This window comes from Nitrosomonas sp. GH22, from assembly GCF_009833115.1.
GTDB classification, from domain to species: Bacteria; Pseudomonadota; Gammaproteobacteria; order Burkholderiales; family Nitrosomonadaceae; genus Nitrosomonas; species Nitrosomonas eutropha.
Genome location: NZ_QRCA01000017.1, coordinates 33162 through 54056 on the forward strand (window position 1 = coordinate 33162; position 20895 = coordinate 54056).

Genomic DNA, 20895 nt, shown 5'->3' on the forward strand with positions numbered 1-20895 from the left:
ACACAACGGCCAGTGCCAGCGAAACAAAAAAAATCAGAATACCTGCAACACTTGTTATAACAATCATTCAATAGTAAAAAATTATTGCGACTGACTTTCTTTTCGATCTAATTAACGTAGCCTCTACAAGACTATCCTGGCATCAACAACCTTAAATAGGCATTAACCGCATTCCCAACATTAAAGAACATTGCACGTTCCGCACTATTAACCATGCCGGGCGTTTGCAGATTTTCTGATATCGCTTTCGCCAATGCGTTCACATCCCCCACCGGTACCAGCTTTCCCCATTTCCCTCCTTCCAGGATTTCATCCGGTCCACTCGGGCAGTCAGTACTCACTACTGCAGCACCACAAGCCATTGCCTGAATCAGCACATTCGGCAGCCCCTCCCACCTGGAAGACAACACAAACAACCGTACACGACTCATCCATGCAAAGGGATTTTCAGCAAAACCTGGAAACTGGATGCTATCCCGTATCCCAAGGGATGTTGCCAGCATCTCCAGCTCCACCCGTAACTCACCTTCTCCCAGGATCACGAGGCGACAGTCGTGCACAGCGCGTACCTGGGCAAAAGCACGAATCAAGGTAGCAAAATCTTTTTGCGGTGTGAGCCTCCCCACACCCAGAATAACAGGTGGTTTGCCCTCTCCCAACCACGGATGATCCAATGGCATCCTGGATTTTTTGATCAACTCTGGTGTTACCACGGGGTTGAAAACCACAGATATCCGATCACGTGGCAAGTTGATGGCTTTTGCCAGATCATCCGCCACGCCTCCGGAGACTGCCGTCACACCATCTGCTCTGCGATAGGCCCACCGCATCATGTGAAACACTACGCGCGAGCGCAGATTCTTTAAGGAGCTGCCAGATAATGAAACGTTGTTACGTTCACTTACTACCAAACGGACAGGTATCCCAGCCAGCATCCGCGCCACAACAGCAATCACATTCGCATGGTTAAGGGCAGATAACATTGCCTGGGGTCGCTCCCGGCGCAGGTATCGCACCAGAGCAGGCAGGCTAGTCAGTACCCGATTGGATTGCAAGTCTACTACACGCACTCCGGGTGAAACTTCAGCAAGATAAGGACCCTCAGCACAGGCCAGCACAAGATCCACCTGCAACCCTTTATCAGAAAAACCATTGGCCAGTGTAACCATAGCCCGTTCAGCACCACCACCACGCAGAGACGGGAGATATATGGCAATATGCATTAGTTCCTCTCTACTGAAGACATGATCAAATCATCAATCATGAAATCTTCCAGATAGAAACTTCCCCCTACCCACGTCATGTCGTTTTTCCAATAGCCAGGACATGGTAGATAACCGTGAGATGCGAATGCATAGCTCATCTCTACAACCAGTGGCTTGCTTTCAAGAAAAACAAAATCCAGAGCAAGGGACTGCGACTCGGTTTTTTTTGCAAGATCAAATGTCAACCTGATACATTCTTCTGGGATCATTTCTGGGTCATACAGGATTTCTCCACTTCCGGATGCTCTAAAATCCCCTGTGCGCACCATCCTTTTGATGCCAAAAGCTCTTTCTCCTATAACTATCACACGAATATCGGAATCGTTATCTGGAATAAAATCTTGAAAATAGGCATAATTCTTTTGAATTGGCAGACGTTTAAGGATGGGATTCTTAATCAACGCACGAAAGACTCCCCTGGAGATATTGAAGAAAGAAATAAGAGTTTTATCTCTTCTAAACTGCCACCAGCGCTCACTCAAAGCATTCCAACGCGAAACCGGTGAGAAACCGATTGAAAAAGCCTTGTTAATAAGATTTTCTGCCTTATTAACATCGTTTACCAAAATAACATTGGTACTTCCAGCTCCACTTCTCAGCTTGAAAACTTTCGGATATTCTGTTTTCCTGGCCCATTCCAGCGCCTTGGCCCGGTCGAGAAAAACATAACTCTTAACCATAGGAACACCTAAAGCTTCCAACAGGTATTTCTGCGTCACCTTATCATCAAAATGCCAGCAGGTTTCAAAGCTCGGAAAAACCTGAACTCCCATCGATTCCGCAGCTTTTATTAGCCCTGGTGCAATCAACATGTCTTCAGCATAGGTTTGGCTCCAGTTCCACATCAGGAATGAACAACCAGCCAGTTCTTCAATAATATCGGACGAATGACAATCAACTGTTTTGTATGGAATATTCTTTTGCCGACAATACACCATCCAACGATCACTAAAGCTCCCAGGGCGGTTATGTATGGCTATCTTTTTCATAGTAAATTTCCAAATCTAAAGAATGTTTGCAGCATATTTTCTATAAAAAAAGAATCCCCACGTTGCCATTATCACCCGCGCACCCACCAGCATGATCACTGCACCATAAATACCAAAGGTCGGAACGATACCCAGCCCTAATAAGAAGAACAGACCAGACGTCCATGTGGCAATCAGACGAACGTATTTATCTTTTCCCGCTAGCACCAAGCCATTATTGTGAAATGAAAGGATCATGAAATAGGCAAAAATCCCGCAGCTCATCAACTTGACGTAATAAGCAACCCCGATCCCCTTATCAGAAAACAAAATCGCCACAAGAAAATCAGAACAAATAAAGCAAAGCACGAACAGAAGAACGCCCGCTATCAACATTAACTTATGAAACTTTGGTATTACGCTCCTGTTTCTTGCTAAATATGGAAAAAATGCGCTGGAAATTATGATTCCTGCGGAATTGAATACATCGATTATTTTTGCTGCTGCACTAAAAAATCCTACCGCTATTGGTCCTTCAAAAATCCCCAGTAGAAAAAAAGCAGAATTGTTATACAAATTTGGTGTCAGCTGGGTGACAAAAATATTTGCTCCCTCTCTATATGCATTTTTTACTTTTATTAGTGAGGGTACTTTATATGTAATCTTGTATCGACTCTCAATCCAGAGCACAGAAAAGACTGCACACCCCACCATGGCTACTGCATATAACATCGGAACCCGGTAGTAATCTGACTCGTCTCTGATAAATATAAAAATACCAGCCAACATCAAGAACTTTGATGTAATGCTGATAATGGCACTTTGTCGCATTTGCTCTACCCCCTGGAAGAACCAGAGAGGAAATAATGCTTGTGCAGAAACAAAGCAGAATGAGAATGCGTATAGCAAAAAGTGCTGATGAAAATCATTTATGAGTAGCACTATCGGAAAATAGATCAGTGCGCTTGCTACAACGAGCAACAGGATGGCGGTGATAGTCTCGCTATAAATACTAGAAATCTCTTCAGGATTATCACGATTTTGTGCAATTTTTCTAACCGCTGTTATCGAGAATCCATACTGCATCACTGCTGAAAAATACAAAGCGAAAGACAAGGCATAATTGATCAGGCCGAAACCTTCTATCCCCAACACACGAACCAAATATGGCAGGGTAATCAATGGCACCAGATAATCCAGACCCCGCACCGCCGCAAGCGATAACAGATTACTCAGTACTCTGCGAAAATCATTTTTTTTTCTGGAGGTAGCAGCCAAAGAAATAGATCGGGATCAGTTCAGTGAATTATCAGCTCGGTACAATACCAAATATACTTGTTACATCCCTTTTGTTTTAGCACTGCATCATATCTGTTTTATATTTTAAACACTATAATGCACGTATTGGATGATCAAAAGCAGAAACTAGACAAAATTCATCCCCTTATTTAATACAGAAATCAGCCTTGTTCCGCGATATATTGATTGTTTGCACAGGAAATATATGCAGAAGCCCCATGGCAGAGGGAATTCTGCAGCATGCACTGCCCTTGGCAGGAAAAACAGATCATTCAGTCAGCTCTGCTGGATTGGGAGCATTGACAGGTCATGAAGCAGATCCCATAGCTTGTCAGTTAATGGCACAAAAAGGCATGGATATTTCTGCTCACCGCGCCCGACAGCTTGCTGACAGCATGATTCACAAAGCTGATCTCATCCTGGTAATGGAAACATGGCAGAAAACAGCAATCGAAACACGCACACCCAGCGCAAAAGGAAAAGTGTTTCGCTTGGGCGAATGGAAAAAAATTGATATTGATGACCCCTACCAGAAAGATAAATCAGTATTCATACATTCAATAATGCTCATTGAGCAGGCTGTAGATCAATGGGTAACAAAATTGTAAAAATCTGCCAGAGAAATATTTCTTGACAGAAAACCATCAGCTTCATTCAATTATGAATTTACAGCGTACAAGAGCATCCCTTGTTCTCTTGGTATTATTCGAACTTGCTGCCTGCTCCATTATTCCCGGACAGCACATGAGTCCGTTTTCCCGGCAGTCCAGCACAGAAATGCCTACCCGGGAAAATGACGAAGCCATTTTAAAGAAACTCAATATTCAGACAATTAATGCCGAGCTGATCATTAAGTTAGAAAAAAATTATAAAAACTTCAGCCTCGCTCCTGATAACGTTGCCAACCATTATTTTGATTACCGTATCGGCGCCAAAACGATCAAAGGTATTCCTATAGAAGATGAACCCTATACACAATACCGTGTAGGGCCACGGGACATTCTCAATATTACCGTCTGGGATCATCCTGAACTTACTATCCCGGCGGGCGAATTTCGTTCTGCCGAATCTGCAGGAAATGTTGTTGGCGAAGATGGTACATTCTTTTATCCCTACGTGGGTGTCGTACAGGCGGCTGGAAGAACAGTAGAGGAAATCCGCGAAGAACTGACCAGGAAGCTATCAAAGTACATCGAGTTCGTTCAGCTTGATGTACGGGTAGCCGCCTACCGCAGCCAGCGGGTTTATGTGGTAGGCGAGGTGGCCAACCCTGGCGTTCAACTGGTGAAAGATATACCTCTGACTGTCCTGGAAGCGATTAACAATGCAGGAGGAGCAAGCCAGGAAGCAGATTTACGTAATATCATCCTGACTCGGAATGACAAAACCTACAGTATCAATCTGCTCAGCCTCTATGAAGGCGGCGATATTACGCAGAATGTGTTACTCCAGCATGGAGATGTATTGAATGTACCGGATAGTGCGTTAAACAAGGTTTTCGTACTGGGTGAAACCAATTACTTTGTCGCAGGGGGAGCTACCGGGCGATCGCGTAGTTTGGTAATGAATAAAGCACGTATGACACTTACTGAAGCATTAAGTGAAGCAGGTGGCTTTGATCAAACTACTTCAGACCCAGCCAGAATTTTTGTTTTCCGTGGCGGGCTGGGCAAGCCGGAGATCTACCATCTGGACGCCAAATCACCTGATGCATTACTGCTTGCAGATCGCTTTCCGCTACAACCACGTGATGTCATCTATGTTGATCGCGCCGAGGGGATACGCTGGAACCAGATCATCGGACAAATTCAGCCGACAATTAATTTGCTGAATTCATTTGATGGCTCGCTGAGAATTCAACCCTTTCTGAGACACTAGTTACGTGGATATATGCCACACATTACTGCGACAGGATAGTCATACCCGAATACATGACTCATTCATTACCTGACATGCCATCTGATCAAAACAGTGACGAAATCGATCTGGGAGAACTGCTGGATATTCTGGCAGACAACAGGCAACTGATTTTTATCATCACCTTTATCACCTGCATGATCGGTGCTGCCATATCACTTTTAAGCTTGCCGATCTATAAGGCGGACAGCTTGTTACAGGTCAGAGAAAATACACAATCCATGGTTGAACAACTGGATTCATTATCAACATTCTTTGAAACCAAAACGCCGGTTCAAGCTGAAATTGAATTGATCAAGTCCAGAATGATCCTGGGAAAAACAATTAGGAATTTGAGTCTGGATATTATTGCAACACCCAGGTTTTTTCCGTTCATAGGCGCCGCTGCAGCCAGATGGTTTCAACGCTTCCACGAGAGCGGCACCCTATCCAATCCACCATCTGAATGGCTATCACATTATGCCTGGGGAGGCGAGGTCATTCAGGTAGATACGCTTGAAATACCCGACAATTGGAAAAATGAAGAAATTATTTTGCAATCACTCGGCGAAAACCGCTTCGAGCTTATTTATCAGAATAAAGTCATTCTTGAGGGGGAAGTCGGCAAATTAGCTGCCAAGCAGCCAGAAGGCTCTCTGCACCCAATCAAGCTATTTGTTACTCATCTGAAAGCACGTCCCAACACTCATTTCACTCTGATACGCCGCTCCCAAGGAGAAGCAATCCGACAACTAAAGGAAACTCTCTCGATTGCAGAAATTGGCAAGGGAACCGGCATTCTTCAATTAACCATCGAATCAGACAACCGAGCGAAAGCTGTTCAAATTGTTAACGAAATTGCCAATACCTATCTTCAGCAGAATGTCGAACAAAAATCAGCAGAATCCCAAAAAACCCTTGAATTCCTGGAAAAACAGCTGCCCGCTCTCAAGGAACAACTTGAAACCACTACCAACGCCCTTAACGATTACAGAATTCGCGAAGGTTCAATTAATCTCGATCTTGAAACCCAGAATATACTGACAGGTACGGTCGAGCTAAATACCCAGATTACACTTCTGCAACAAAAACGGGATGAACTGAGACAGAGATTTACGGAATCTCATCCTAATGTCGTTGCAATTGACAAGCAGATCAGCAGACTGCAGACGCAAATCCATGCACTTGACAAAAAAATAGGCAAACTGCCGGAAACCCAGCAAATCATTCTCAGATTATCTCGGGATGTGGAAGTCAATGCCGAGCTCTACACCACCTTGTTGAATCACGCTCAGACGATACGAGTAGCCAAAGCAGGTACGGTGGGTAATGTAAGAATTGTTGATTACGCTATACCGCCCGATCTACCGATCAAACCCAAAAAAACCCTGATCATGGGTATTGCGCTCATGGCAGGATTAATGTTGGGAGTTATATTCGCCTTTATTCGCCGATCACTCAGCCGCGGGGTAGAAAATCCTGACATCATTGAAAAATCCCTGAATATTCCAGTTTATGCCACGGTTCAGCGCAGTAGACACCAGAAGCTGATCGAGAAAAAACTAAAAGGCAAACCTGTAGCAGGCAATCATCCTCCAATCATCCTGGCACTGGAAAACAGAGAAGATCTTGCCATAGAGAGCCTGCGCAGTTTGCGAACAACCTTACACTTTGCATTTCTGGAGGCGCGTAACAACATCCTCATGATCACCGGCCCGAGTCCAGAAGCCGGAAAGACATTCATTTCGATGAATCTTGCTGCCGTCATGGCAGATGCCGGCAAAAATATTTTGTTGATCGATGGAGATCTGCGCAGGGGTGACATCAACAAATCCATGCGCACAGGAAGAGAGAAAGGCCTGTCCGAATTAATCAGTCAATCGATCGATCTGAAGGATGCGACCAGATCTGTGCCCCAGGCAAATTTCCACTTCATTCCAACCGGAGCAATACCGCCTAACCCATCCGAGCTATTACTACACGAGCGATTCGAGCAAATTCTGGAAACTGTCAACAAGCAGTATGATTTGATCATCATCGATTCACCTCCCATCCTGGCCGCTACCGACGCGGCCATTATCGGTCGCCTGGCAAGCGTGACATTGATGGTGGTTAGGGCTGGAACCCATCCGATGCGTGAGCTCGAACAAAGTGTAAAGAAACTTGTACTGGCAGGCGTAAATCTGAAGGGTGTGATATTCAATGGCATTCCCGAAACTTCATCACACCACAGATATACACAGTATAGCTACCAATATGATTATCGCAGCAAGAAATGACAGAATTCGATCTCCCGAAGCAGCTCGCACTATTTATTATCAGCACGATACTGGCTGGCCTTACCATCCGACTGGCAATTCCTCTGGCACATATCAGCGGCATTCTGGATCGCCCAGGAGAGCATAAACAACACAAACATCTCACACCGTTTGTGGGGGGCACAGGAATCTTTGTTTCTCTTCTCGCTGCCCTTCCTCTCCTTGGCTACCTCTATCCGGAACAATCCGTGAAATGGCTAGGACTAGGGATCAGCTCCAGCATCATCTTTATCATGGGCCTGATCGATGACATTATTTATCTTCATTTCAAAACACGCCTGGTCATACAAGCCCTGTCAGCATTAATTATCGTACTGGTAAGTGAAGTGATATTGATTGATATTGGCAACTTACCATTTGGCGAGATACTCGCATTACCTGGCATTGCAGCAACTTTCACCATTTTTGCCATCATTGGAAGTATCAATGCTTTCAACATGATAGATGGAATTGATGGTTTATCTGGATCCGTGTCACTAACAAGCTTGCTGCTGCTGGGCATAGTTGCTCTCGCTACCGGCCACCAATCCAGCCTCATTATTATCATTGCACTCATCGGTGGCGTTGTGGGGTTCCTGTTTTTCAACTTACGTCGCCCTCTACAACCTCGTGCCAAAGTATTTCTGGGCGATAACGGCAGTATGCTGCTGGGACTTCTGATTACCTGGCTTCTGATAGACCTCTCGCAAGGCAGCAGCCGTGCCATGACGCCGGTAACGGCCCTCTGGCTATTTGCTGTTCCTCTGATGGATACCATCAGTATCATGTTGCGCCGGATTTGGCAGCACAAGTCGCCATTCAAACCCGACCGCAACCATTTTCACCATATCCTTCTCGATGCTGGGTATCGTGTTAACGACGCAGTATTTACCATTACTTCTGTGCAACTACTGTTTGGCCTGACAGGGTTGGCCGGCCTGTATCTGGGTATCCACGAACAGGTAATGCTTCTGGCTTTCCTGGTACTTTTTTTCGGGTATTTCTATCTGACACTTTACCCATGGCATCTGATTACCGCTTTACGCTATTTGCATACTTTCCGGGGCCTGATCCCGACCGAAAGTCGTGGCTTTTTCCTGGGTAGCTACACAGCAGAGGAAGCTAAAAATATAGTCCATATGATTTCGCAAGAATTACGGCCCAGCCTGGATTCATTGATACATGTAATCAAAAATAAAACCTCTGCCAACGACACAGAAAAATATGCAGTAATTGTCAACATACGATTGCTGGATACGGATACCAAAACGATGAAAAATGAAATTGGAAGCTTCATTGCATCGGCACAAAAACATATAAATGAACGCTGCCATATTCAGTTGCGCCCTTTTATAGAACGAAACCCGCAGAATGATCGAAGAAAATTATCTGAGCGCGATAATTCTTATGGAGGAAGACGTTTGGCTGACTGGCGAAAAGATAATCAGAAATTATTAATATTCGAAGCAATATATGACCAGGACTCAATCGCCGAACAAAATTCCACCGACAATCAGCCTAATAAAGAAAATTCATAATCTGCGTACTTCCTTGCAGACATAGCGCCAAACCTGATCAGGTTTCCTTCGCAGCAAGCAGCACGAGATTTATGCAGGCTCTTCTGATCCATAATCCACCACATCTGCCATCACCTTGCCAATATCCACTGTCACCACCCGCGAAACGCCCTGTTCGCGCATGGTGACACCGATCAGTTGCTGCGCCATCTGCATGGCGATCTTGTTATGGCTGATGAAGAGGAATTGAGTTTCATCGGACATACGCCTGACCAGCTCGCAAAAACGCCCCGCGTTGCTGTCGTCCAGCGGGGCATCCACTTCATCTAGCAGGCAGAATGGTGCAGGATTCAGTTTGAACAGCGCAAACACCAGCGCCAACGCCGTCAAGGCTTTTTCACCACCAGAAAGCAGTTGAATGGAGCTGTTGCGCTTGCCCGGCGGATGCGCATTCAGCTGCACGCCCGCATCCAGAATATCTTCACCGCTCAGCACCAGTTCCGCAGACCCTCCCCCAAAAATGGAAGCAAACAATTCGCCAAGATTGTGGTTGACCTGATTAAAGGTCTCCTCCAAACGCTGCCGAGTTTCATGGTCTATCTGCCGAATCGCCTGCTCCAGTGTGTCAATGGCCTCCCGTAAATCCAGCGATTGTTCTTCAAGATGCATCCGGCGTGATTTCAATGCGTCCAGCTCCTGCAACGCTGCCAGATTAACCGGACCGAGGGCAGCGATCTCCCCACCCAGTCGATTGATGTGCGTTTGCAACCTAGCCGGCGATTCATTTATGGATTGCTGCAACATTTCCGACGTAATTTCACTGGATTCTGCCAGCTTGCCTGCAAACTGGGCTTCAGTTATCCCCGCTTCCTGCTCACGCAGTCGCGCTTGCCCCACCGCCTCGCCGCACTTATGCAGCTGTTGCTCAGCCTGCATTCGGGCCTGTTCCGTCTCCCGTAATGTATTGTTTGTATTTTCCAGCTCATATCGAACTGCCATCAGCGCCTGTTCGTGCTGATGGCGTTGTATCTGCCAATGCGCCGCATCTGCTGCCAACGACGATTCATCCAGATCAGCGCGGATATGCTGCAACTTTTGTATGTTTTCAGTTAGCACAACCTTGTTCCGGATAATCATGTCGATACGCTGCTCGCAATCGGCCACCTTGCTCTGGCAGTTCTGCTCGCTGAAAGCAGCTTCACGCAATTTGTCCAATAAACGCTGTACCAGTGACCGCTGCGATACCAGCGCCTGCCCGGATAGCTGACTGGTGGATTCCGCCTGACTTGCTTGCGCTTCCAACACTACTCTTTCTGCTTCACAGGCAGTCAGCTCCATTTCTACCTGATGCTTTTGGGATAATTCTTCCTCAATCTGTACTGCCAAGTCAGCCAACTCAGTTTCAAGTTGGGTCTGCTGTTGCGCCACGCGCTCAATTTTCTGCATCAGCTGCACAATCTGTATCTGCCGACTGTGTTGTTGTGTTCTGGTTGCCTCGATCGCCTTGCGGGTTTGTACGATCTCGGCCACAATATGCTGATAATTCTGCTCCACCTCGGCCAGCGTCTGCTGTTTGGATAAAACAGAGTGTTCGATTTGCTCACATTCCTCGCTGATCTGCGCAATTTCGCGCTGGCGTTGCAGGATACCGTGTACTGCCGAATCCGGTGCGAAATAACTCACTCCGTGCCCGGTAATACTGTGCCCTTCCGCTGTTACCAACATCTCGCCAGCTGCCAGCTGTTTCCTGATTGCCAAGCCAGATTCCAGGTCGTCAATTACAAATATGCCATGCAGCCAGTTCTCCAACACTGCTTGTACAGCCGGACTATGACAATTCAGCAATATACTGAGTGGTTTCCAGGTTGACCGATCCGGCCTTATTAGATTGTGGCTACCGGCTGACTGATCCGGTTCTACCAGTTCGCATACCGACCATTTTGCTGATGGCCGTTTTCCTTGGCCAACCTCCCAATCCAGCACCTGCTCCAGCCGATCTACAGCCACTGCCTGGATACGCTCGCGCAGCACCGCTTCCAGCGCCGTTTCCCAACCGGATTCAACTGAAATCTGTAACCACAGCCTTGGCAGTACATCCAGCTGGTTCCTGGTCATCCACGCATTCAATTCCTGGTTATCTTCGATCTGGTTTTGCAGACGCTGCAAAACATCACGGCGGGCATTGGCCTGGGCAAGGTCACGTTGTAACGATTGGATAACTTGTCGAATAGCATCACGTTCCTGTTGCATGCTATGTATTTGTGTTTCCTGTTCACCAAGCAAACATTGGCGCTGCTCCAACAGGGCAGCCAACTCTGCAGATTCCATCTGCAATTCATCCAGTTGCACCGGATCAATCTCCGGCTGGCTCAACTGCTCTCCCAGCAAACGCTCATGGCGCATTATCAACTGCTGCAATGTTTTTTCGGCATACGCCTGCTGGTTCTGCTGCAATTTTTCATTCTGTCTGGCCAATGCCAGTTTTTCCCGCAATTCGGCCAGCTGTACCTGATCTGATTGCGCGGCCGATTCTATTTGTGGCAACTCTCCGGCTTCTCGTGCATGTTCTTCTCTGCAGGAAAGATGATCATCCTCAGCCTGTGTCAGCTTGTTCTGCCAGGACATCAGGCTTTCATTCGCTTTATCCAGTTGCTGCTCATGGTTTTGCAATTGCAGCTCTGCCTCGGCAATTTGACGATCGAGTTGCTCTCTGTTTATACGAATATGTTGGATACTTTGTTCGATGCGTGCAATTTCGCCTTCAGCAGCATACAGTGCTCCCTGGGCCTGATGCTGACGATCATTCACGATCCGGTGATGTACGCGCAGCTCATCCTGTTTCTCAGCTGTTTCCTGCAAACTGGAGCGGATAATTTCCATTTCCTGCGTCAGGCGTTCAATCTCTTCCTGCGCCGCATGCCGAGATTCCGTTGCCTGCTGCTTGCGTAGGGTCCAGAACGCCTGTTGTGCAGCAGCCAATTGCTTATGTAAATCCTGGTAACGTGTCGCATATTCGGCTTGTGTCTCAAGATGCTGCTGTTGCTTGTCCAGTTCCTGCAACACATCGTCTACGCGCTGGAGGTTGCCGCGTGCATCCGTCAGACGCAATCCGGTTTCATGGCGCTTTTCATGGTAACGAGTGATACCGGCCGCCTCTTCAAGAAACGCGCGCAATTCCAGCGGCCTGGCTTCGATAATACGGGAGATCATCCCCTGTTCAATAATGGCGTAGCCCCGCCCGCTAACGCCCGTCCCCAGAAACATATCGGTAATATCTCGCCGGCGTACACGGATATTATTAATGTAATAGGAGGATTCACCATCGCGCTGGAGCACACGTCGGATAGCGATCTCGTTGTAGGCTTTCCACTGGCCTGCTGCCTTGCCTGCGCCGTTATCGAAGACCAACTCCACACTAGCGCGCCCAACCGGTTTGCGCGTAACCGATCCACTGAAAATCACATCCTGCAATGATTCTCCTCGCAATGCCGAAGCACGCGATTCACCCAATACCCAGCGTACAGCATCAATGACATTGGATTTGCCGCAGCCATTCGGCCCGACGATCCCGACCAGGTTTCCCGGTACAGGTACGACTGTAGGATCAACAAATGTTTTAAAACCAGCTAGTTTTATTTCGGTCAGGCGCAATTTGGAAGGCAAGAGGTTATAATTTCAGGTTGCCTGGTTATTTTAAATGATTTACCTGTCATAAAGAAGAACCGAAAATCGGGAGAACTGAGGAAACTATGACCACACAGCCTTCAAAGCAACTGGAAACCTTTGAAAACCCTATTCAGACACGCGATTACCGGATTCACATGGAAATACCGGAGTTTACCTGCTTGTGCCCAAAAACCGGGCAACCAGATTTTGCGCGACTAACGCTGGATTACATTCCGGATAAAAAATGTATCGAACTCAAGAGTCTCAAGCTCTATATCTGGTCGTATCGCAATGAGGGTACTTTTCATGAAGCAGTCACCAACCAGATTCTGGATGATCTGGTTATTGCCATGAAACCCCGCTTTATTCGGCTGACCTCAAAATTTTACGTCCGTGGCGGAATTTTTACCAATGTCGTTGCAGAACATCGCAAGAAAGGCTGGCACCCTCAGCCTCCGGTATTTCTGGAATCCTTCGATGAACAGTTCAATACCCGTAGCTAATCGCTTTCTTTCATACAACTCGTCAATCTCTCTCGGGAAATAGCCATAATGGATTCGTATCGCGAAGAACATGATGCAATGGGTACGGTGCAAGTACCTGTCAACGCACTTTGGGGCGCACAGACCCAGCGATCACTCACCAATTTCACCATTTCCGGAGAACGCATGCCACCAGCACTGATTCATGCGCTGGCAGTGGTCAAACGCGCAGCTGCCAGTGTCAATCAGGAGCTGGGATTGCTGGAGGAAAACATCGCTCGGGCAATCATCGCCGCTGCTGATGAAGTGCTGGCAGGCAAGCATGCCAACGAGTTTCCACTGGTCATCTGGCAAACCGGTTCCGGTACGCAAACCAACATGAACATGAACGAGGTGCTAGCCAACCGTGCCTCGGAAATTCTGGGTGGTACGCGCGGCAAAGATCGCAAGGTGCACCCCAATGATCATGTCAACCGAGGACAATCTTCCAATGATGTGTTTCCCACTGCCATGCACGTTGCTGCAGTAGGAGCCATCCGCAGCCGACTGATTCCTGCACTGGAAGCATTGCATAATACATTAGCATCCAAGGCAACCGAGTTCTCAGATATTGTCAAGATTGGCCGCACCCATTTGCAGGATGCCACCCCATTGACGCTGGGGCAGGAATTTTCAGGTTATGTATCACAGCTCGACCACGGTCTTGCTCATCTTGAATCCGCCCTGCCACACTTGCTTGAACTGGCGTTGGGCGGAACTGCCGTGGGAACAGGTCTTAATACCCATCCGGAATTTGCACAGCGCGTCGCAGCAGAAATTGCACACCTCACCGGCTATCCTTTTATCACTGCCCCTAATAAATTCGAAGCGCTGGCCGCACATGATGCATTCGTTCATGCGCATGGCGTGCTAAAAACGCTAGCCGCTGCGCTAATCAAGATCGCTAATGATATCCGCTGGCTGGCATCTGGCCCGCGTTGTGGCATCGGCGAGATTTTTATCCCGGAGAATGAACCTGGTAGTTCGATTATGCCCGGCAAAATCAACCCCACTCAGGCAGAGGCCGTGGTCATGCTGGCGTGCCAGGTCATGGGCAATGATGTTGCGATCAACCTCGGTGGTGCCATGGGAAATTTTGAACTCAACGCTATGAAACCGCTGATTATCCATAATTTTCTGCAAAGCGCACGCCTGCTGGCAGATGGCATAAAAAGCTTCAATACGCATTGCGCCGCGGGCATTACCGCCAATACAACACGTATTCAGCAACATTTACAAAATTCACTGATGCTGGTTACTGTGCTTAATCCCTACATCGGCTACGACAAAGCATCCGAAATTGCTAAAAAAGCCCATCATGAGGCACTAACGTTGAGAGAAGCAGCAATCAAGCTCGGCTATGTCACCGCAGAACAATTTGATGCGTGGGTTGATCCACAAAAAATGGTGGGAAATAAAAGAAGTCTATAAAACGGAGGAAGTACCACCTACTCTACCGATCAGATAATAACCCGGCTTAATAGCTGAAAAAAATTAGGCATCCTGAATTTCAAGAATTCAGGATGCCTAATATGGTGCACTAAGTGCTATAAAATTAGTATTTACCGCCAAGTCCACCAAACCAGATTGTTGCACCAATCGCAATAAAAGCTACCAAAGCGATTAAAATTACTTTCCATGCTTGTTCATTTTTTTCTGCTTCTCTCTGGCTTACTGCTACATCACTGTATCCCATGGCCTTATCCTCCTAATTAAATTAAATACTTTTATCTCTTCTCAGATAAACTCCCATTTGCTCGGGAAACTGATGATGACTTTATTAGTTCAGACACCCGGCACTGCTCACCTTATGTGCCTACTATTACTTCTGTAAATCCATAAAGCTGAAAAAGATTCTAACCCAGTTTTTTTGACAATGGAAGTAAAAGTGGAGGCTCGGCTAAGGAATCTCTGCACGAATCCTTTAGTAAAATTTGTTATTCATCTTTTTTCTATTGTCATCCTCATGCAACCAGATGAGTTTCAGTGATCTCGAACAAGCCAACAAGAAGAAGGTCACGCGACGAGAGCAATTCTTTGCACAGCATGCCCGGATCAGAGTAGTTGTAGACAATTTGGGCAATATGCACGCACAACATACTTTTCAGTGGCAGTGGTTGCTCGCCACGACACCCACTTGTTGAGTAGTACAGTTCGATCAGAGCAACAAGCCCTGACCAAGGAAGCAAACGCTCATGGAAGATACACTTTATGAGATTGCCAGCCTGCGCCAGCTCTGCCGTTCGGAACCGACGGCGATGTACGCGTCCCACACGAACGCGGCACTGCGCAAGGCGGAGGTCAGTCCCATCCTGGTGAACCTGTTGATGCACTACGCCTTCGGCACGTGGATGCAGCGCACCAACCCCAACTGTCCGTTCGCCTGCTACGCAGATGACGCGGCGATTCACTACCGTAGCTGGAAGCAGGCAGAATATGTAATGTAATGTGATCCATCACATCACGGTTGACGATGCATTCTGAGAAATCAAAGGTCGTTTACTGCAAGGACAACAACCGCGCCGAACAGCATCCGCATATGAGCTTCGCCTTCCTGGGCTTCACGTTCAAACCGAGGAAGGCTCACAGCAAGTAAGACCAACTCTTCACGAGCTTCACTGCCGGGAGCCAGTGACGATGCCGATGCCTTGCAGCAGATGCGCCAGAGCGGTGCATCGCTCTGGCGACTCAACCGCCAGACACACGTGACGCTGTGGCCGACGTGGCTCGGCTCTACAACCCCGTGATACAGGGGTTAAACTACCTCGAGTTTCTCATGCGAAGCGACTAATGTATATGATTGGCCCAATCCAGGGCATCAAGCTCTGCTTTTGCCAAGCTGGTTTGATCCAGGAATTCAAGCCCAGTCATAATGCTCTCTACTTGTTTCATATCCCTTTTTTCTCTGGCTTCAATCAGTCTCAATTTGCAGCCAAGTCGTCCTTCACGATGCAACAGCGCACGAATAACTTCATCTGGCATTTCCAGTTTATTCACTATCTGTTGAATATCCATACTGAACAATGTATCCAGTAAAGACATTATTCCAGTCATGAAAGCTCGATCTTGGTAATTCTTATCATGCGGGCGATCAATGGTAGCAATCAGCTCCATCAACCTTCCGCGAATGGCAGCTGTTTGCATCAATGCATTGTTATTGGTTAATTTTCCGGCAGGATCAGCAGCATAGAGCAGTAACTGAATCCATCTTTGTAAAGGACGATAGCCCATCACTATCAAAGCCTGTCGTATAGAGCCGATTTTATGAGGTAATGCCGCTGCCACAGAATTAACCACACGTAAAAGACTATAGCTCAGGCCTGGTTTGTGCTTGAATAACCGCTCAATCTCATCAATCTCGGCACCGTGCATCACTAACGACAACAAACGCAACAGAAATAATCTGCTGGATTTGATCTTGCTACCTGAAACAATGATAGGTTTGGCAAAGAAGTAGCCCTGGAACATCTCAAATCCCAAATCCATACATATCCTCGCCCGCTCCGGACTATTCACCTTCTCTGCCAGCAGGATAACCGGCCATGCTTTCAGTTTTTGGATCAATTGACTAATTTCTGCATCCGTCAATGCTAATACATCGACCTTAATTACATTGGCAAACGGGAGCAATGCTTCGGTTCTATCATCAATACAAGTCACGTCATCCAACGCAAGGTGGTACCCCATCCGTTTCAATTCGGCGCAACGCTGTACCACTTCAGGGGTCGCCGGGATAGTCTCCAGCAGCTCCAGAACTACATGTTTACTGGGTAACAACAAAACCACATCATCCAGAAGCAATCCATGATCGATATTGATAAACCCGCGCAGATTACCAAGAACCTGCTGGATACCCAGGTAACCGTATGCGTTCACCACCACGTTGGCCGAAGCATGAAAACCATCTGAAACTTCTGCCTGGTTAATATCCATTGCTGTCCGAAACAGGAGCTCATAAGCGATCAACTTCTGATTGCGATCCAGAATTGGTTGCTTGCCCAAAAAAGCATTTTCCATTAAATATCTGCTATTAAGAGGCAATCATGATGCGATTTTTACCGGATTTCTTGGCCTGACAAAGCGCTTCATCCGCTCGTTTTAGTAAGGATTTCTGGCTTTCGCGAAGCTGCCGAAAAGCAATACCGCCACTGAAAGCAATTGGAACAGAACTGCCATCCATGTCTGGAAGCGTTTTTTTGGAGAAACTATTCTGCAGGCGCTGCATCACCCAAACCGCTGATTCCAGGGTGGTATCCGGCAGCAATATGACAAACTCTTCACCACCGTAGCGGGCGACCACATCACTTGATCGTAGCGATTTTTTTGCCAGCTTTACCAGATGAATCAGGACATCATCACCGAACTGGTGGCCATAGGCATCATTAATACACTTGAAATTATCCAGATCAATCATAACTGCACATAATGTATTTTCATTCCGGTCGGCACGTGCTGCCTCCCGTAAATAAACAGCATCCAGACCGCGCCGGTTGAATGCCCCCGTCATTGGATCGTAATGGATGAGCTCCCGCAGCTGTTCAAGCTCCAGCTTAAGTGATTCGATCTGATTCTCAGCAAGCCGCACCTGTTCTTGTGCGCTATATATTTCGTTGCTGTAACGCAGACTCTTGGTTTCACCCAGCACTGTATCCAGAATATCGATAATCTCGTTTACATCACTGGTTTCCCGGATTCGACGAGCGTATTGTTCAACCTGTTGACTATACTCATCTGCACCGGTTACAAGTTTCTGGCTCTTTCCTTCAGCCCTGGTTCTTTTTTTGCCTGTAGTCGAAGATTTGACCAGCTGCAATACCTTTTTCTCATCCGAAATCTTCACAATTATCCTCCTGAAACGGTACCGCAATCGTTGTAATCACCCGGAAAAATCCGGAAAGCCACCTAAGAAGAGCGCCAACCGGGATTTAGAAAAACCTTGCCGAAGCATTCATTTAGTAACAGAAAGGCTAACAGAACCTGTTTAGAGCAAAAGAAGGAATTAAAGGAAAACCATGCTGGTATTCAACCATACAACCGATCAGATGTTTTTATAAACATCTGGCAGGATATTAGAGATATCCTTTATTTGATACATACCGCACGTACCTGATGAATATCGGTAATTCCCTGCAGCACTTTTTCTATCCCGTCCTGTTTCAGGGTACGCATGCCGTCACCCAGCGCGGTAGCCAGCATTTCAGCAACACGCGCGTGTTCCTGTACATTTTTTTTGAGTGCATCAGTAGCTGTCAGTAGCTCGTGCAAACCGACCCGGCCCGCATAACCGGTTCCCGTGCAATGCTCACAACCGGCCGGCTGATACAACGTAATCTGCCCTTTTTCATCCCCATATTGTTGGATCCAGCGGACTTCAATTTCACGATAGGCTGCATCAGGATCAGCCTTGAAGTGCTCAATGTTTTTCAGTTCCTCACAATACTCTGTCAGTAACGCACGAATTTCCTCCCGGCTGGCCGTGTGTGCTTTTTTGCATTTACACAACCGCCTGGCCAGACGTTGCGCCAAAATCCCCAGTAATGCATCTGAAAAATTGAATGGGTCCATCCCCATATCCAGCAAGCGGATGATGGATTCCGGCGCACTGTTGGTATGTAACGTGGCAAATACCAGATGCCCGGTAAGCGAGGCTTCGATACCGATCCCGGTCGTTTCCTTATCACGCATCTCGCCTACCATGATGATATCCGGATCTGCTCGCAGAAAAGATTTCATGATAGTGGCAAAGGTCAGACCGGCCTTGGTGTTGATTTGTACCTGACGCAATCCTTTTTGCGTGATTTCAACCGGATCTTCCGCCGTCCAGATTTTGGTTTCCGGTCGGTTCAGATATTTGAGAATGGAATGTAGTGTTGTTGTTTTACCAGAACCAGTCGGCCCGCAAACGAAAAATAATCCGTAGGGTTTACTGATAATTGATTTCAATTGCTCCAGATTGGCAGGAGTAAATCCCATTTTTTCCAGTGGAATCGGCTCACCTGCCGCCAAAATACGCATCACGACATCTTCCACGCCACCGGCTGAAGGAATGGTTGCAACCCGCAGCTCAATATCGAGCGGCGCAAATTTCCGGAACTTAATCTTGCCATCCTGCGGTTTACGTTTTTCTGAGATATCCAGATCACACATGATCTTGAGACGTGTCACTAACGGATTGCGGTAACTGGCGGGAATTTCGATGTAAGGCATCAGTGCACCGTCCTTGCGGAAGCGGACACTGGTTTTTCCCTTACCGGGCAAGGGTTCAATATGGATATCTGAAACCCCCATTTTATAGGCGTCCATGATAATGCGATTCACCAGTTTGACCAGCTCGTTGTCTGCAGCAGCCGAGGCTTCATCTGTTTCAGCTTCCCTGGTTTCTTCCACGACCTCTTCCAGATTGGAGAGCATATCGTCAATGCTGCCCCCCAGATTTTCAGCCTCTGTGGCGCCATAAAATACATCCAGCGTAGCTTTGAATTCACGCTGGGTACAAACCGTGTAGATGATTTTACGCTTTGGAAAAATCTGATTGACGATACGCAAGGCCTTGATACGCTCGGGATCCAGCGTCAGCACTACCAATCCATCATTTCCATCATCTATCGGCAACCAGCTATTGCTTTCGACAAACTCCCGTTTGAGATTTTTCAGCAGATCCAGCGGCCTGATCCGATCCGCCCTGTAACCTTCATATTTCACACCGAAGAAGCTGGCCAAAGCTCCGCCTATCTGTATGACGCTGATACCAAATTCATCAATCAACACATCTTCTAGATCACGGCCTGTTTCGCGTGCCCGTCTGGTCGCCAGCTCAAACTCACCGGTGCTGATCACAGCATTGACGATCAGCTGATCATAACGGGTCTTGCCCAACAGCTGCTGCATCCGGTGCTGCTTAAAGGCAGCCGCCAGCACCTGGCAAATTTCACCCAAACTATCAACTGTCTTCTGTGAAAAAGGCTCGTCAGACTTATTGTTAATGAGCTGCACTACACCCAGCAAATCATTATCACCAGCACTCGGGATCGGCACCACGAGCATCTGTTTGGTCCGGTATCCTGTCCGTTTATCCACTTCCTGTAAAAACCGCAGGTATTCCCCCTGTTTCCTGAGTTCATTCCGATCATAAACATCCCTGAAATTGACAGTTTTTCTGTGTAAAGCCACGAAGCCGGCAATACTCTGTTCATTAATTGGCAATTTCAGATCCTGGCAGGAGTCCAGCCCGGTTTTAATACGCGAAACAAGGCTGGCTCTATCACCACTTACGGTATAAATTGTCAGACGATCTGCATTAAACACCTCGCAGATATCCCGGTTCACCTCAAACATGATTTCGTCGATATTCCCTGCTGCGTGAATCCTGTCAATCACGGAACGCAGACGATTGGCGGAATTGAGTGAAATTCCCGCTGCGGAGACAATGCCCGAGCCAGCTTGAAAAACCTGAGATGTACTCATGT

General features: G+C 47.2%; 16 protein-coding genes. 8 read left to right on the forward strand and 8 right to left on the reverse strand.

The annotated features are described in order from the left end of the window. Window positions 1-131: 131 nt before the first annotated feature. From ABF86_RS06880 to ABF86_RS06890, 3 genes are read right to left on the reverse strand one after another with little or no spacing between them, the layout of a single operon-like run. Complete coding sequence (locus ABF86_RS06880; protein ID WP_074684936.1) at window positions 132-1223, reverse strand: glycosyltransferase; 1092 nt, start codon at window positions 1221-1223, stop codon at window positions 132-134. Beyond that, complete coding sequence (locus ABF86_RS06885) at window positions 1223-2254, reverse strand: hypothetical protein (RefSeq protein ID WP_074684937.1); 1032 nt, start codon at window positions 2252-2254, stop codon at window positions 1223-1225. Before ABF86_RS06885 ends, ABF86_RS06880 begins: the two co-directional genes overlap by 1 nt. A gap of 15 nt (window positions 2255-2269) precedes the next feature. Then, window positions 2270-3511 (reverse strand): oligosaccharide flippase family protein, encoded by a 1242-nt coding sequence (locus ABF86_RS06890; protein WP_074684938.1) that lies wholly within the window; start codon window positions 3509-3511, stop codon window positions 2270-2272. A gap of 203 nt (window positions 3512-3714) precedes the next feature. On the opposite strand from ABF86_RS06890, the gene ABF86_RS06895 reads away from it, so the two are divergent. The 4 genes from ABF86_RS06895 to ABF86_RS06910 all read left to right on the forward strand — a co-directional run bounded on the left by ABF86_RS06895 (window position 3715) and on the right by ABF86_RS06910 (window position 9263). Further along, on the forward strand, window positions 3715-4140 hold the full coding sequence (locus ABF86_RS06895) for a low molecular weight protein-tyrosine-phosphatase (RefSeq protein ID WP_256201564.1): 426 nt from the start codon (window positions 3715-3717) through the stop codon (window positions 4138-4140). Window positions 4141-4192: 52 nt separating this feature from the next. After that, on the forward strand, window positions 4193-5410 hold the full coding sequence (locus ABF86_RS06900; RefSeq protein WP_074684939.1) for a polysaccharide export protein: 1218 nt from the start codon (window positions 4193-4195) through the stop codon (window positions 5408-5410). Window positions 5411-5484: 74 nt separating this feature from the next. Continuing rightward, window positions 5485-7707 (forward strand): polysaccharide biosynthesis tyrosine autokinase, encoded by a 2223-nt coding sequence (locus tag ABF86_RS06905; RefSeq protein ID WP_240142256.1) that lies wholly within the window; start codon window positions 5485-5487, stop codon window positions 7705-7707. Beyond that, entirely contained in the window at window positions 7704-9263 is a 1560-nt protein-coding gene (locus tag ABF86_RS06910; protein ID WP_074684941.1) for an MraY family glycosyltransferase, read from the forward strand. Before ABF86_RS06905 ends, ABF86_RS06910 begins: the two co-directional genes overlap by 4 nt. Window positions 9264-9332: 69 nt before the next feature. On the opposite strand, the gene smc is transcribed toward ABF86_RS06910, so the two are convergent. Further along, entirely contained in the window at window positions 9333-12905 is a 3573-nt protein-coding gene (gene smc / locus ABF86_RS06915) for a chromosome segregation protein SMC (RefSeq protein ID WP_083341432.1), read from the reverse strand. 86 nt (window positions 12906-12991) lie between these two features. Here smc and queF point away from each other — a divergent pair, with 86 nt between their 5' ends. Further along, window positions 12992-13411 carry a preQ(1) synthase gene (queF, locus tag ABF86_RS06920; RefSeq protein WP_011635142.1) on the forward strand — a complete coding sequence of 140 codons (420 nt, stop codon included), beginning with the start codon at window positions 12992-12994 and terminating at the stop codon, window positions 13409-13411. Between the two features lie 48 nt (window positions 13412-13459). Further along, complete coding sequence (gene fumC / locus ABF86_RS06925) at window positions 13460-14860, forward strand: class II fumarate hydratase (RefSeq protein ID WP_074684942.1); 1401 nt, start codon at window positions 13460-13462, stop codon at window positions 14858-14860. Window positions 14861-14984: 124 nt separating this feature from the next. On the opposite strand, the gene ABF86_RS06930 is transcribed toward fumC, so the two are convergent. Further along, window positions 14985-15125 (reverse strand): hypothetical protein, encoded by a 141-nt coding sequence (locus ABF86_RS06930; RefSeq protein WP_160803500.1) that lies wholly within the window; start codon window positions 15123-15125, stop codon window positions 14985-14987. Window positions 15126-15405: 280 nt separating this feature from the next. Between ABF86_RS06930 and ABF86_RS06935 the strand changes: the two genes are divergently transcribed. After that, a complete protein-coding gene (locus tag ABF86_RS06935; protein WP_160803501.1) occupies window positions 15406-15573 on the forward strand; it encodes a hypothetical protein in 168 nt (55 codons plus the stop codon). 51 nt (window positions 15574-15624) lie between these two features. Continuing rightward, window positions 15625-15876, forward strand: coding sequence for a hypothetical protein (locus tag ABF86_RS12550; protein ID WP_204987575.1), 252 nt, complete (start codon window positions 15625-15627; stop codon window positions 15874-15876). Window positions 15877-16216: 340 nt separating this feature from the next. Here the strand turns inward: ABF86_RS12550 and ABF86_RS06945 are convergent, their stop codons facing one another. From ABF86_RS06945 to ABF86_RS06955, 3 genes are all read right to left on the reverse strand, one after another. Continuing rightward, entirely contained in the window at window positions 16217-17446 is a 1230-nt protein-coding gene (locus ABF86_RS06945; protein ID WP_074684944.1) for an EAL domain-containing protein, read from the reverse strand. Window positions 17447-17459: 13 nt separating this feature from the next. Then, complete coding sequence (locus ABF86_RS06950; protein ID WP_074684945.1) at window positions 17460-18269, reverse strand: GGDEF domain-containing protein; 810 nt, start codon at window positions 18267-18269, stop codon at window positions 17460-17462. 242 nt (window positions 18270-18511) lie between these two features. Further along, window positions 18512-20893, reverse strand: coding sequence for a GspE/PulE family protein (locus tag ABF86_RS06955; RefSeq protein ID WP_074684946.1), 2382 nt, complete (start codon window positions 20891-20893; stop codon window positions 18512-18514). Window positions 20894-20895: the final 2 nt, after the last annotated feature.

Bases quoted from the DNA above. Each gene is read 5' to 3' on its own strand.
- ABF86_RS06955 (WP_074684946.1), bottom strand. From the start codon at position 20,893: ATGAGTACATCTCAGGTTTTTCAAGCTGGCTCGGGCATTGTCTCCGCA.
- ABF86_RS12550 (WP_204987575.1), top strand. From the start codon at position 15,625: ATGGAAGATACACTTTATGAGATTGCCAGCCTGCGCCAGCTCTGCCGT.
- queF (WP_011635142.1), top strand. From the start codon at position 12,992: ATGACCACACAGCCTTCAAAGCAACTGGAAACCTTTGAAAACCCTATT.
- fumC (WP_074684942.1), top strand. From the start codon at position 13,460: ATGGATTCGTATCGCGAAGAACATGATGCAATGGGTACGGTGCAAGTA.
- ABF86_RS06935 (WP_160803501.1), top strand. From the start codon at position 15,406: ATGAGTTTCAGTGATCTCGAACAAGCCAACAAGAAGAAGGTCACGCGA.
- ABF86_RS06910 (WP_074684941.1), top strand. From the start codon at position 7,704: ATGACAGAATTCGATCTCCCGAAGCAGCTCGCACTATTTATTATCAGC.
- ABF86_RS06930 (WP_160803500.1), bottom strand. From the start codon at position 15,125: ATGGGATACAGTGATGTAGCAGTAAGCCAGAGAGAAGCAGAAAAAAAT.
- ABF86_RS06880 (WP_074684936.1), bottom strand. From the start codon at position 1,223: ATGCATATTGCCATATATCTCCCGTCTCTGCGTGGTGGTGGTGCTGAA.
- ABF86_RS06885 (WP_074684937.1), bottom strand. From the start codon at position 2,254: ATGAAAAAGATAGCCATACATAACCGCCCTGGGAGCTTTAGTGATCGT.
- ABF86_RS06900 (WP_074684939.1), top strand. From the start codon at position 4,193: ATGAATTTACAGCGTACAAGAGCATCCCTTGTTCTCTTGGTATTATTC.
- ABF86_RS06945 (WP_074684944.1), bottom strand. From the start codon at position 17,446: ATGGAAAATGCTTTTTTGGGCAAGCAACCAATTCTGGATCGCAATCAG.
- ABF86_RS06905 (WP_240142256.1), top strand. From the start codon at position 5,485: ATGCCATCTGATCAAAACAGTGACGAAATCGATCTGGGAGAACTGCTG.